At 72.1% G+C, this 12,088-nt stretch carries 12 protein-coding genes; 7 read left to right on the forward strand and 5 right to left on the reverse strand.

The window, feature by feature from the left end; genetic code table 11:
• Positions 1-78: 78 nt before the first annotated feature.
• Entirely contained in the window at positions 79-711 is a 633-nt protein-coding gene (locus J2S42_RS19420; protein WP_307241135.1) for a TetR/AcrR family transcriptional regulator, read from the forward strand.
• Positions 712-807: 96 nt separating this feature from the next.
• On the forward strand, positions 808-1,032 hold the full coding sequence (locus J2S42_RS19425) for a DUF3107 domain-containing protein (RefSeq protein ID WP_306837461.1): 225 nt from the start codon (positions 808-810) through the stop codon (positions 1,030-1,032).
• A gap of 48 nt (positions 1,033-1,080) precedes the next feature.
• On the opposite strand, the gene J2S42_RS19430 is transcribed toward J2S42_RS19425, so the two are convergent.
• Positions 1,081-1,749, reverse strand: coding sequence for a ferritin-like fold-containing protein (locus J2S42_RS19430; RefSeq protein ID WP_307241138.1), 669 nt, complete (start codon positions 1,747-1,749; stop codon positions 1,081-1,083).
• Positions 1,750-2,146: 397 nt separating this feature from the next.
• Between J2S42_RS19430 and J2S42_RS19435 the strand changes: the two genes are divergently transcribed.
• The 3 genes from J2S42_RS19435 (at position 2,147) to J2S42_RS19445 (ending at position 5,677) form a co-directional block, all read left to right on the forward strand.
• Positions 2,147-3,844 (forward strand): DEAD/DEAH box helicase, encoded by a 1,698-nt coding sequence (locus tag J2S42_RS19435; protein WP_307241140.1) that lies wholly within the window; start codon positions 2,147-2,149, stop codon positions 3,842-3,844.
• A gap of 429 nt (positions 3,845-4,273) precedes the next feature.
• Positions 4,274-4,957: a polysaccharide deacetylase family protein gene (locus tag J2S42_RS19440; protein ID WP_307241141.1), complete on the forward strand. Its 684-nt coding sequence runs from the start codon at positions 4,274-4,276 to the stop codon at positions 4,955-4,957.
• A gap of 111 nt (positions 4,958-5,068) precedes the next feature.
• Entirely contained in the window at positions 5,069-5,677 is a 609-nt protein-coding gene (locus tag J2S42_RS19445; protein ID WP_307241143.1) for a VanZ family protein, read from the forward strand.
• A gap of 500 nt (positions 5,678-6,177) precedes the next feature.
• Here the strand turns inward: J2S42_RS19445 and J2S42_RS19450 are convergent, their stop codons facing one another.
• On the reverse strand, positions 6,178-7,353 hold the full coding sequence (locus J2S42_RS19450) for a hypothetical protein (protein WP_307241145.1): 1,176 nt from the start codon (positions 7,351-7,353) through the stop codon (positions 6,178-6,180).
• Between the two features lie 362 nt (positions 7,354-7,715).
• Complete coding sequence (locus J2S42_RS19455) at positions 7,716-8,021, reverse strand: DUF2470 domain-containing protein (protein WP_307241147.1); 306 nt, start codon at positions 8,019-8,021, stop codon at positions 7,716-7,718.
• Positions 8,022-8,117: 96 nt separating this feature from the next.
• Here J2S42_RS19455 and J2S42_RS19460 point away from each other — a divergent pair, with 96 nt between their 5' ends.
• Positions 8,118-9,320, forward strand: coding sequence for a class I SAM-dependent methyltransferase (locus J2S42_RS19460; protein ID WP_307241149.1), 1,203 nt, complete (start codon positions 8,118-8,120; stop codon positions 9,318-9,320).
• Here J2S42_RS19460 and J2S42_RS19465 read toward each other — a convergent pair.
• Positions 9,307-10,239, reverse strand: a complete 933-nt coding sequence (locus J2S42_RS19465) for a DUF8832 domain-containing protein (protein ID WP_307241152.1) — start codon at positions 10,237-10,239, stop codon at positions 9,307-9,309. The genes J2S42_RS19460 and J2S42_RS19465 overlap by 14 nt on opposite strands.
• Positions 10,240-10,808: 569 nt before the next feature.
• Positions 10,809-11,027, reverse strand: a complete 219-nt coding sequence (locus tag J2S42_RS19470) for a heavy-metal-associated domain-containing protein (protein WP_307241154.1) — start codon at positions 11,025-11,027, stop codon at positions 10,809-10,811.
• An 88-nt stretch (positions 11,028-11,115) separates the two neighbouring features.
• On the opposite strand from J2S42_RS19470, the gene J2S42_RS19475 reads away from it, so the two are divergent.
• Entirely contained in the window at positions 11,116-12,078 is a 963-nt protein-coding gene (locus J2S42_RS19475) for a C40 family peptidase (protein WP_307241156.1), read from the forward strand.
• Positions 12,079-12,088: the final 10 nt, after the last annotated feature.

Here is a 12,088-nt window from a genome sequence, read left to right on the forward strand (position 1 = left end):
TGGAAACCACGTCGCGTCGGATACTTGAGCCCATGGCGCGAGCGGTGCACAGTCCGCCCGCAGCGAGGAGGTAGATCCATGACCGCAGCGTCGGGGGGCGCTCAAACGGCGGGACGGCCGACGCGTCTGCCGCGCTCCGCGCGCCGCAAGCAGTTGCTCGCCGCGGCGCAGCAGGTCTTCGTCGCGCAGGGTTACCACGCGGCCGCGATGGATGACATCGCGGAGCGTGCCGGCGTCTCCAAGCCGGTTCTCTACCAGCACTTCCCGGGCAAGCTCGAGCTCTACCTGGCACTGCTGGACACGCACTGCGAGGCGATCGTCGCAAAGGTCCAGGCCGCGATGCAGGCCACGCCGGACAACAAGGAGCGCGTCCGCGGTGCCGTCACCGCGTACTTCGACTTCGTCGACCACGAGAGCGAGGCGTTCCGCCTGGTCTTCGCGTCGGACCTGCGCAACGAACCGGCCGTGCGGGAGCGGGTGGAACGGGTCGAGAAGGGCTGCATCGCGGCGTTGACCGACACCATCATCTCGGACACCGGTGTCGACCGGGCGCACGCCGAGCTGCTCGCCTCCGGCCTGGTCGGCGCCGCGGAGACCGCCGCGCAGTTCTGGCTGGCCAACGGCCGTCAGATCCCCAAGCAGGAGGCCGAGTCGCTGCTGACCGCGCTGCTCTGGCGCGGGATCGCGAGCTTCCCACTGCAAGGTGACTAATTCAGCTGTGCGCGAGCACGGCGGTTGAGCTGCCGATCGGCGCCCCGGATCGGCTAGCCTTCGAAACGGAACATCTTCGTCCCATGAGGAGGACCCGTGGAGGTCAAGATCGGCGTCCAGTACGCGCCGCGCGAGCTCGTGCTGGAGAGCGGACAGACGCCGGACGAGGTCGAAAAGGTCGTGACCGAGGCGATCAACGGCGACGGCGTCCTCACCCTCACCGACGAGAAGGGCCGCAAGGTCATTGTCCCGGTGACGAAGGTCGCCTACGTGGAGATCGCGGAGGCGAGCCAGCGCTCGGTCGGCTTCACCGCCCGCTGAGCCACGACGGATGTGACCGGGCCGCCGGGGCCGTGAGACCCCGGCGGCTCAGTTGTTCAGGTCGAGCGCGTTCATCCGGGCCGAGTGCGCCGTGGTGAGCCGCTGGAAGAGCTTCTGCACGCCGTCCTCGCGCCCGGCGCCGGTGACGATCAGCTCGGTCAGCGACGCCCGCTCGGCCGCGACCCGCTGCGCGTGCGAGAGCGTCTCGCCGACCAGCCGCCGCGCCCACATGGAGAGCCGGTTCGCGACCTTGGGGTCCGCCTCGATCGCGGCCCGCAGCTCCGCCTCGGCGAACGCGGCATACCGGCCGTCGTGCAGCACCTGCCGCACCAGGTCGCCGTCGGGCGCGTCGAGCAGCGCGGCCACCTCGGCCAGGAAGTCGTCCGCGATGCCGTCGCCGACGTAGACCTTGGTCAGCGCCTCCAGCCAGTCCTTCGGCTCGGTGGCGTCGTGGTATTCCTCGACCGGGCGCACGTACGGCGCCATCGCGGCCTGCGGGTCCACGCCGTGCGCCGCGAGCCGGGCCGCGACCCGCTGGTAGCCGTCCACCTCCACCGCGGCCATCTCGCCGAGCACCGCGCGCCGCCGCAGGTCGGGGGCGAGCGCGGCGTCCCGCGCCATCCGCTCGAACGCGATCAGCTCGCCGAACGCGACCAGGCCGAGCAGCTCCACCACGGGAGCGCGGAGATCTTGCGATCGTGAATCGTCACCGGACACGAGCGCAGGCTACCGCTCAACGCTGAACGCGGCAGTGCACCGCGGTGACCAGCGGAGCCGATGCCAGTTGTGACCCACGCCACTCACGCGCACCCCAGCCGAATCGAGATATTCCAGCTGAGGTGCCGTTCATGCTGGTCGGGTATGCTGGCACCAGATCAGGCGCAGGTATCGATTTCATCGCTCCGCACGTGATGCCGCACGAGACGTGAGGCTCTCGCCGCCACAACGGCCCGAGCCCCGTGTCGTACGAGACACGTCGGCTGATGAACCCAAGCCCTGCGACGGCGTGCGGGCCCGCGGCCGTCTCCGGACGACCGCGCGCGGCCCGCGCCTCGACCCACACGCGCCCTCGAACGAAGCGGGGCGCACCACGAGAGGGCACCCCCAAAACTTTATGAACGACATCGAAGAGCAGGAGAACGCTCCCACCCGAGCCCCGGCCGTCAGCGACAAGCCCACCTTCGCCGAGCTCGGCGTGCGCGACGAGACCGTCGCCGCGTTGGCCGCCGCCGGCATCGAGCGCGCGTTCGCCATCCAGGAGTACGCGCTGCCCATCGCGCTGCGCGGCTCCGACATGATCGGCCAGGCGCCGACCGGCACCGGCAAGACCTTCGCGTTCGGCCTCCCACTGGTCGACCGCGTGTTCGCACCGGCCGAGGGCGGCGACGGGCTGCCGCAGGCGCTCGTCGTGGTCCCGACCCGCGAGCTGGGCCTCCAGGTGGCGAAGGACCTGGCGATGGCCGGCAAGACCCGCGGCGTGCGGGTGCTGCCGATCTACGGCGGCGTGGCCTACGAGCAGCAGACCGACGCGCTGAAGACCGGCGTGGAGATCCTGGTCGGCACGCCGGGCCGCCTGATGGACCTGGCGAAGCAGAAGAAGCTGCGGCTGGACCGGATCCGCGCGCTGGTGCTGGACGAGGCCGACCGCATGCTCGACCTCGGCTTCCTGGACGACGTGGAGAAGATCCTCGCCATGCTGCCGGAGGACCGGCAGACCATGCTGTTCTCCGCCACCATGCCGGACCCGATCGTCACGCTCGCCCGCCGCTTCCTGCGACACCCGGTGACCGTGCACGCGGGCCACACCGTGGAGACCGGGCCGTCGCCGCAGACGTTGCAGGTAGCGTACCGAACGCACCCGATGAACAAGATCGAGATGGTGGCCCGCATCCTCCAGGCGCGCGGCCGCGGTCTCACGATGATCTTCACGCGTACCAAGCGAGCGGCCGACCGGCTCTCCGAGGACCTCGACTTCCGCGGCTTCGCGGTCGCGGCGGTCCACGGTGACCTGGGCCAGGGCGCGCGCGAGCGGGCGCTGCGGGCGTTCCGGGCGGGCAAGATCGACGTGCTGGTCGCCACCGACGTCGCGGCCCGCGGGCTGGACGTCTCCGGCGTCACCCACGTGATCAACTACGACTGCCCGGAGGACCCGGACACGTACACGCACCGCATCGGCCGGACCGGCCGGGCCGGCGCAACCGGCGTCGCGGTCACGTTCGTGGACTGGGAGGACATGCCGCGCTGGCACCTGATCGACAAGTCGATCGGGCTGGACATGCGGGAACCCCCGGAGACCTACCACACCTCGCCGTACCTCTACACGGACCTGGACATCCCGACCGACGTAGCGGCCGCGCTGCCGTCCGCGGACCGCACCCGGGCCGGGCTCGCCGCCGAGATCGAGGAGGACCTGGGCAGCACCCGCCCGCGTCGTTCCGGCCGCCGCGGCGAAGGTCGCGGCGCTGACCGGGCAGCCGCTCCGGCGCAGCGCACGCCGCGCACCCGCAAGCGCACACGGCGCGTCGAGCCGGTCGACGGTGGCGACACCGAGACGCCGACCGTGACCGAGACCGCGGAGGGCGAGGCACCGGCGAAGCCGCGTCGCCGCCGCCGGCGGGCCGGCGAGGCCGTGTCCGGCGAGGGCGCCGCGGTGGCCGCCGAGGTCACCACGGCCGAGGTGCCCGAGTCCCGGGAGAGTGACGGCGATCCCGCCGAGGCGTCCGGCGACGGGCCCAAGCGCCGGCGTCGCCGCCGGGGTGGCCGGGGCGGTCGCGGTGCCGGTGCCGAGGGCGCTGAGAGCACCGAGGACTGAGCGCACGAAACGCGATGAAAGGCGGGTCTCCGGCGACGGAGGTCCGCCTTTTCGCTGCGGTTCTCATTCTTGATATGCCCGCTTCCGGCGGCGCGGGTTCCGCATGCTCCCGCGGGCACCGATCGTCGCTGGCGCTCCTCCCTGCACGATCCGTGGCCGCAAGACCAGAACCAGGTGGTTCCGCCGCACCCGTGGCGCGACGCACGAGCCGCACGCTCCCCGGCACCACGGGTCGCCGGTGACCGCGGCGGTCGCGGGTCGCGGCCGCGGCCGTACCGCTGCTTGATCTTGGTTTTTGATCTCAGGGTCGGTGGGCCGGCGCCGATTCTGTGACCTGCGAGCCACGGATGGCCTCGCACCCGCGAGAGACGGACCTCTCGCGTGCGCCATGGACGGTGAAGGGCGGGTGTACCGATGGATCGGCAGGCGATGGGGCTCACCCTCACCGCCAACGGCTTCGTGCCCGCGGTACGGCCGGGTGCACTGGCCACGGCGGCCACGCGGCCGGTGGTGCGCGGGCACGTCGCGCTCACGTTCGACGACGGGCCGAGCGCGGGGACCGGGGTGGTGCTCAACATCCTGGCCGAGGCGCACGCGCGGGCCACGTTCTTCTTCGTGGGCGGCGGCGTGGAGACGGACTGGCGGTACGCGAGCCGGGCCGCGCTGGCCGGGCACGCGATCGGCAACCACAGCTACAGCCACCCCGACCTGGCCGCGATCCCGCTCAAGGACGCGGCGGTCGAACTCGGGCGTACCCAAGCCGCGATCACCCGGTACACCGGCGCGGTCCCGGTCATCGGCCGGCCGCCGTTCGGCAGCGCGAACGAGGACGTGGTCATGCTGTTCCGCGAGTACGGCGTGGAGCCGGTGCTGTGGGCGTTCAACCCGGACGACGGCGCCGGTCAGGCCGCGGCCGCGATCGGCGCGGCGATCCTCGGCACCGTCCGGGACGGCGACATCGTGCTGCTGCACTGCGCGCAGCGGGAGACCCAGCGGATGCTGCCGGAGCTGATCACCGGACTGCGGGCCCGCGGCCTGGAACCCGGCCGGATCGAGATCACCGGCGAGTACCAGGAGCGCAACCACTCCTACGCACGCGCCGTCGCCTGGTGATCCTCGCCTGGTGCCGGGTTACTCGTTGGAGTGCGGAGGCAGGTACGGCTGATTCAGTGATCCGACTTACGGCAGATACCGCCTGGTCGTGGACCGATCCAGCATGACACTGTGAATCTGCAAACCGAGGTTCCGGCTCTTCCGGTTCTCGTCCCACTGGTCCTGATCCTGATTACTGCCGGCGTCTTTCGCCTGCACCGCACGGGCCGGCTGACCGCGATGCGAACGTTCACGGTGGTGGCCGCAACAATCTATCTAGCGGCCGTCCTACGCCTGACGACGCTGCCGTTGCAAATCTCGCTGGGCAAGTACGCCAACACAGTCTCCTGGTACGAGAAGCTCAACTGGATCCCGCTGTTCATCGACCCGCGGACATTCGTGCTCAACATCATCATGACCGTGCCGCTGGGCATCATGCTGCCACTGCTGACCCCGATCCGCGGCGTCCGGCAGGTCGCGATGGCCGGCCTTGCCTTCAGCGCCGCGATCGAGGTCGTCCAGCTCTGCACCAACCTGCTCCTGAGCAGCGGCGACCTGGCCGACGTGAACGACCTGCTGGCCAACACCCTGGGCACGGTAATCGGCTTCCTGCTCCTCCGACGCCTGACGCGGATCGGCGCCATGGCGGACCTGGCCGCCCGGTTCCGCACCTTCGACGAGCCTGCAGCGTGGGAGGACGGGTTGTCATCGCGGCCGGGTCACTGGCAGCCGAGCAGGTAGAACCGTCTGGCGCCCAGCAGCGCGGCGAGACGCTCGCCGTCCACGCCCACTCGAGTCGCGTGCTATCACGCTCAGCGGGGGCGGTCATAGGCTCGCGGCAGGACCGGTGGCGCAGGTCGTACTCGGGGCTGTCGTTGGTGCCACAGCATGCGGGAATGCTCAAGCGCCCGCCGAGCTGCGCCAGCACCGGTGCCCGGTCTGTGGCGTGCGGCTGCCGAGCCAGGTGCGAGCGTCCAGGGTGTTCTGCGCGGCGGAATGCCGGGGGGCACAGGCGTGCGGTCGTGCACGGCCGCGCCGGGTCACGGCCGAAGCGCTGGTCGAGTTAGCCCGCGGATCACCGTGATGGCCACGGCATTCTGGCCAGGGACCGCCGGCGCACATCCAGCCACCGCTGCTCATCCAACGTCCCCCCATCGCCGGCCGCCACCTGGAATAACAGAGCCGCCCCTTCGCGCGCTGCAATCGCGAAAGGGGCGGCTCCGGCTACTCACCCGTCAGCGTCAGGACACCGTGCAAGGCGCGAGGTTCGCGACGTCGAGCTGCGGCTTGTCGGTGTGCCGGCCGATCGCGGTCGCGATCCGGTTGATCGCGGCGACGCGCTTGTCCTCCAGCGGGCCGTTGATCGCGTTCTGCACGAAGTTCGCGCCGCCCTGACCGGCCGAGTTGGCCAGCCGGGTCTCCGCCTCCTGGATCTGCTTCTCCAGCTGTGCCAGGTTGCTCTCCACCTCGGCCAGCGCCTGGTTCGGGATGGCCGGCAGCTGGTCCGCGACGGTCGGGCAGGAGAACGCGCCGTCCGAGCCGCCGTCGTTGCCCTCGTTGATCACCAGCTGGGTGAAGCCGGCGCCGGCGTTGCCGCCGTTGTTGTTGCCGTTGTTGCCGTTACCGCCTTCGACCGGGTCGACGACCGGCACCTCGTCCTCGTTCAGCTCGCACGGCGCCAGCGTCGCGACGTCCAGGTTCGGGCGCTCGGCGTTCCGGCCGATCGCGGTCGCGATGCGGTTGATCGTGGCGACGCGCTTGTCCTCCAGCGGGCCGAGGATCGCGTTCTGCACGAAGTTCGCCCCGCCCTGGCCGACCGTATCCACCAGGCGCTGGTTGGCCTCGGCGATCTGCGTGTCCAACAGCTCCAGGTTGCGGTCCACCTCGGCCTGCGCCTGCGCCGGGATCGCGGGCAGCTCACCGGCCACGTCCGGGCAGGAGATCGCGCCGGTGCCGGTGTTGCCGCCACCCTCGTTGCCGCCGGCGTTCTCGCCCTCGCCACCGGCCTGCTCGTCGCCGCCGGCCTCGGCGCCGCCACCGCCGCCCGCGCTCAGCGAGCACTCCGCGAGGCCGCCCAGGTTCGTCGGCTTCTCCGCGGTCCGCCCGATGGAGATCGCGATCCGGTCGATGGTGGAGGCGCGCTTGTCAGCCAGCGGACCGAGGATCGCGTTCTGCACGAAATTCGCCCCGCCCTCGCCGGCGGACGTGGCCAGGCGGTTGTTCGCCTCCTGGATCTGCGTCTCCAGCAGCGCCAGGTTGCGGTCCACCTCGGCCTGCGCGCTGGCCGGAATGGCGGGGAGCTTGTCCTCCACCGTGGGGCACACGATGGTCTGCCCGCTCGCGCTCGACGACCCGGTGCCGGCCATCGCCACACCGAGACCGCCGCCGAGCAGCGTGAGCGTACCCACGGCGATCATGCCGGGGACCTTGTAACGACGCCAGTCGCGCCAGCCAGTCTTCTCGTCATCCCAGCTCGGTGCCATCCGCCTGAACCCAACCCTTCGCGCAGAGTCTGTGGCCGATAGCCTGCGTCGCTCGTCGCGGGCGTACCGGTGAGCCTTGTTCGCTCTGGCTCCGCCGGCCCGTCCGAGCGAGGACGGGTGCGGCAGAGCCCCGGAGTGATCGAGGCTTACCGCCTCGCCCGGTCCTACGGGGTTGGACAGCGCTGGGGTTCAACGAATTTCGGGGAGTTTCCGGTCTTCTTTAGGGAAGCTTTAAGGGAGCCTGGGGCATCGATTAGATTCGCCGTTTCGACGATCATTTCGACGGCCGGAACGGGTCAGGCCCGCGGTGTGACGCCCAGCACAGCGCAGGCCTCGTGGTACATCCGGGCCGCCTCGCCGCGGACCTGACGCCGCTCGGTGAGCCGCTCCGCGAACGGGATCCGCACCGGGACCTCCGCGCCGTCCACGGTCGCCACGAAGTCCATGCCGTCCGCATCCATCCCGGACATGCGCGCCGCGGTGGTGGTGTCCGGCTGCCCGCCGAGACCGCGGACGATGAGGACGTTGTCGTCCGCGTGGTCGTCGTTCATGTGCCGCATGATCTGCGCCACCACGTCCGGGGTGAAGACGGTGTCTGCCATGGCTGGCAGCGTAGGACATGCACCCGGCCGGGCACGGCGTCGTGGGCCACACCTCGGGCCCGGCTGCCCGGCGCGAACCCGCCCTAGACTGGACGGATGCCCGAATCGCTTCCCGACGCCCTCGCCGAGGTGCGCGACCTGCTGCTCCGCCCCGACCTGACCCGCGCGGTGGCCGCCGGGCGCCGCAAGGGGCAGACGCCGTCGGTGGTCCGGGCCGAGCTGCGCCCGGTCTCGCTGAAGGGCGGCACCAGGCTGCAGATCGTGACGAACGACGGCGCCCGGCCGTTCACCCGCAACGTCGCGTTCGGCGACGAGGCGGCCTCGGCCGTGGACGAGCTGCTGGCCGAGCCGTTCGGCAACTGGCACGTGGAGTCGCCGGGCGGCACCGTGCAGCTGCGGGTGACCAAGAAGGGCGAGGCGCAGGTGCATCGCGCCGCCGCCGCGCGCCCCGGCCCGGCGGCCTCCGGCGGCCCGGTTGCGGCCCTGCCGGACGATGCGGGAGCGGCGGTCCCCGCGGTGCCGGTCGCGCACGATCGGGTCAAGGAGCACCTGCTTGACCCGGGTGACCCGCTGTTCACGGAGATCGGCGGCGGTGCGGCGAAGCGGCGGCAGGTCGACGCGTTCCTCCGCGCGCTCGCCGCCACGCTGCCGGCCGAGCTGCCCGCGCGGCTGCGCGTGGTGGACCTGGGCTGCGGTAACGCCTACCTGACATTCGCGGCCTACCGATACCTGTCCGGACGCGGCGTGGCGCTCGACGTGGTCGGCGTGGACGTGCGCGAGGACCAGCGAGTCCGCAACACCGCGCTGGCCGAGCGGCTGGGCTGCGCCGAGGAGGTCCGGTTCGTGGCCGGCACCATCCTGGACGCGGACGTCGAGGCCGCGGACGTGGTGCTGGCGCTGCACGCGTGCGACACCGCCACCGACGAGGCGCTGGCCCGCGCGGTCGAGTGGCAGGCGCGCTGGGTGCTGGCCGCGCCCTGCTGCCACCACGATCTGGCCGCCCAGCTGCGCAAGGCACCCGCACCGACGCCGTTCGAGGGGCTCGGCCGGCACGGCATCCTGCGCGAACGGTTCGCGGACGTGCTCACCGACACGGTCCGGGCGTCACTGCTGCGGCTGCACGGGTACCGCGTCGAGGTGGTGGAGTTCATCGACTCCGCGCACACGCCGCGCAACCTGCTGATCCGCGCGCGCCGCACCGGCGCGGCGCCGACCGAGGCCGCACGCGCCGAGTACACGGCACTGACCGGCGGATTCCACATCGAACCGGCGCTGGAACGGCTGCTCAGCCGAGCGTGATCGTGTACGCCGCGGTGTGCACCACACCGTCCACCTGGAAGTCGAAGAACGCGCGGTAACGGCCCTCGCTCGGCGCGGCAAGCCAGAACTTCACCGCACCGTCCACGGTGAGCTGGTCCTCCGGGTGCACGTGGACATAGCCGAGGTCGCCCTCGCGCAGCACCACCAGGTGCCCGTACGCCCCGAGGTACCGCTCCGGCCGCACCACGGCACCGTCCCGCCGGAGCGTGAAGATCATCGGCTGGACCGAGCCGAGCGCGGGCGTTCCGGCCATGTCCACCTCGAAGCCGCCGGTGGACACCGTCGGCGCGGGCGCGGGCAGCGCGGCGGCCGCGTAGTCGCCGCCGACCGACAGGTCCACGCCGAGCGTGGTGGCGACCTGCGCGCCGGTCGCGGTGGTGGCGGTGAAGTCGGCGAACACCCGCCACGCGCCCGCGGTGGGCAGCGCCAGCTCGGTGCTCCAGGTGCCGTCCGGCGCCAGCTCCGGATGCAGGTGCTGGTAGCCGGACAGGTCGCGGCGCACCACGATCAGGTGCAGCCGCTTGTCGTGCACCACCGCGAAGTCGGTCACCGGTGTGCCGTCCGACGCCTGGATGACGAACCGGAACGGCGCCCGCTCGGCCGGCGCCGGAAACGCGGTCTCGGCCGGCACCAGCCGGAAGTCGGCCGACCCGACCACCAGCCCGCTCACGTCGCCCGCGGCCGGGCTACCGCCGACCGTCACGCCGGTACCGCCACCGCCGCTGCTGCCGCCGTGCGTGTGCGGCGCCACGCCGGGCGCGTCCGTGTGTACCGCGTTCACGCCGGTCGCGGCCGGCAGCGGCGCGGGCTCGGCGACGCCGCCCGAGGTGATCCGCCCCAGGCCGAAGCCGGCGAGCACGGCCAGCACCAGACCGCCGACCACCCCGAGCAGGCGCATCGAGGTGCGCTCGTCCGGCCTGGCAAAGCCGGTCTCGCCGCCATCGCCGGTCCCAGCCCCGGCCACGCCGGCCTTGCCATCGCCAGTCACTGCCCCGTCGGCACGAACCTCCGCTGAGCCGTCCTCAGCCTGGCCGGCCATGGCCGCGCCAGCGCCGGCCTTACCGGCTAGGGCAGAGCCAGCGTCGACCTCAGTGGCGACGACCGGGCCGACTTCCGCCTTACCGGCGAGGGCCGAGCGATCCTCGGCCTCAGTGGCCACAGCCGAGCCGGCCTCAGTGGCGACAGCCGAGCCGGCCCCAGGGGCGACAGCCGAGCCGGCCCCAGGGGCGACAGCCGAGCCGGCCTTATCGGCGAGGGCTGGGCGGGCCTTACCGGCGAGGGCCGGGCCAGCGTCGGCCTCGGTGGCGACAGGCGAGCCAGCCTCAGCCTTACCCGCGAGGGCCGGGCCAGCGTCGGCTGGTGCGGCGCCGGCCGAGGCTGCTGAAGCCGGGCCGGCCGGGGCGCCGGTTATCTCCGGGTCGGGGCTGTGGCCGGGCGTCGTGGCGGGGGTCGGGTCGGGCATGGGCGTCAGGCGCCGGCCGAGGCGAGCTCGTAGCCGGCCTCGTCGACGGCCGTGCGGACCTCGTCGATCGGGAGTGGGCCGTCGCTGGTGACGGTCACGGTGCCGGTCGGCAGGTCGACGCTGACCTCGTGCACGCCGGGCAGCTGCCCGAGCTCACCGCTGACCGCCTGCACGCAGTGCGCGCAGGTCATCCCGCTGACGGCGTAGGTGTTGGTGACGGACATGGTTCACACTCCCCTTCGACTCGACGCCACCGACTATACCCCCGGGTGGTATGCGCGCCTCCGGCCGCGGGAGCCTCGTTGACCCGGTGTGCTCTCTTCCATCGTCGCGCGAGCGCTCGTCGTGGCCGCCCTGGTCGGGATCGCGCCGTCGCCCGCCCAAGCCGACCCGGACGCGCCGCCCTCGGTCCAGGAGCTGCGGCAACGGCTCGCCGCCGCGGCGCACGAGCTGGAGGTGGTCGTCGAGGAGCACAACGCGCTCCGCGAGGACCTGGCCGGCACGGAACGGCGCCGGCGCGAGATCGGCACCGAGAAGGCCCCGGTCGAGTTCGCCATGGTGCAGCACCAGGAGCGGATCGGTGAGCTGGCCGCCGCCGCGTACCGCTCCTCGGGCAACGCCCGCGCGCTGATGATCGCTGCCGGTGGTGGCTCCGACATGGTCGAACGTCTGCTCACGCTGGACGTCCTGGCCCGGGACCAGCACCGGAAGCTGGACGACCTGGCCGCGGCCCAGGCCCGCTATGCCGAGATGGAGCGCGAGGCGGACGCGCTGGCGGAGAAGCAGCGCGACCAGCAGGTGGAGCTGGCACTGCGCAAGAAGGAGATCGAGCGGGAGATCGAACGTCTGCACCGCATGCGTCTGGCCTCCGGCGACCGGGTCCGCCCGCTGGACCTGGCTCCCCCACCGCCACCGTCCGGGCTGGCCGGTGACGCGATCCGCTTCGCCTACGAGCAGCTCGGCAAGCCCTATCGCTGGGGCGCGGACGGCCCCGGCTCCTACGACTGCTCCGGTCTCACCATGGCCGCGTGGCATCGCGCGGGCAATCGCCTGCCGCACAACGCGGCCCGGCAGTGGCGGACCGTCCGGCGGATCAGCCGCGATGATCTGCGGCCGGGCGACCTGGTCTTCTACTACGGCCGGATCAGCCACGTCGCGCTCTACGTCGGCGACGGCAAGATGATCCACGCGCCGAGCTTCGGGGAGAACGTCCGGATCGACGCGGTGGGCTACCAGCCGGTGCACGGTTACGGCCGGGTCGTCGACGGGCGCTGAGGTCACCGCG

The sequence above is a fragment of the Catenuloplanes indicus genome, from assembly GCF_030813715.1.
Taxonomy (GTDB): domain Bacteria; phylum Actinomycetota; class Actinomycetes; order Mycobacteriales; family Micromonosporaceae; genus Catenuloplanes; species Catenuloplanes indicus.

Excerpts from the sequence above, each read along its gene's own strand:
- J2S42_RS19420 (WP_307241135.1), top strand. The coding sequence starts at position 79 with ATGACCGCAGCGTCGGGGGGCGCTCAAACGGCGGGACGGCCGACGCGT.
- J2S42_RS19435 (WP_307241140.1), top strand. The coding sequence starts at position 2,147 with ATGAACGACATCGAAGAGCAGGAGAACGCTCCCACCCGAGCCCCGGCC.
- J2S42_RS19440 (WP_307241141.1), top strand. The coding sequence starts at position 4,274 with ATGGGGCTCACCCTCACCGCCAACGGCTTCGTGCCCGCGGTACGGCCG.
- J2S42_RS19450 (WP_307241145.1), bottom strand. The coding sequence starts at position 7,353 with ATGATCGCCGTGGGTACGCTCACGCTGCTCGGCGGCGGTCTCGGTGTG.
- J2S42_RS19455 (WP_307241147.1), bottom strand. The coding sequence starts at position 8,021 with ATGGCAGACACCGTCTTCACCCCGGACGTGGTGGCGCAGATCATGCGG.
- J2S42_RS19460 (WP_307241149.1), top strand. The coding sequence starts at position 8,118 with ATGCCCGAATCGCTTCCCGACGCCCTCGCCGAGGTGCGCGACCTGCTG.
- J2S42_RS19465 (WP_307241152.1), bottom strand. The coding sequence starts at position 10,239 with ATGCGCCTGCTCGGGGTGGTCGGCGGTCTGGTGCTGGCCGTGCTCGCC.
- J2S42_RS19470 (WP_307241154.1), bottom strand. The coding sequence starts at position 11,027 with ATGTCCGTCACCAACACCTACGCCGTCAGCGGGATGACCTGCGCGCAC.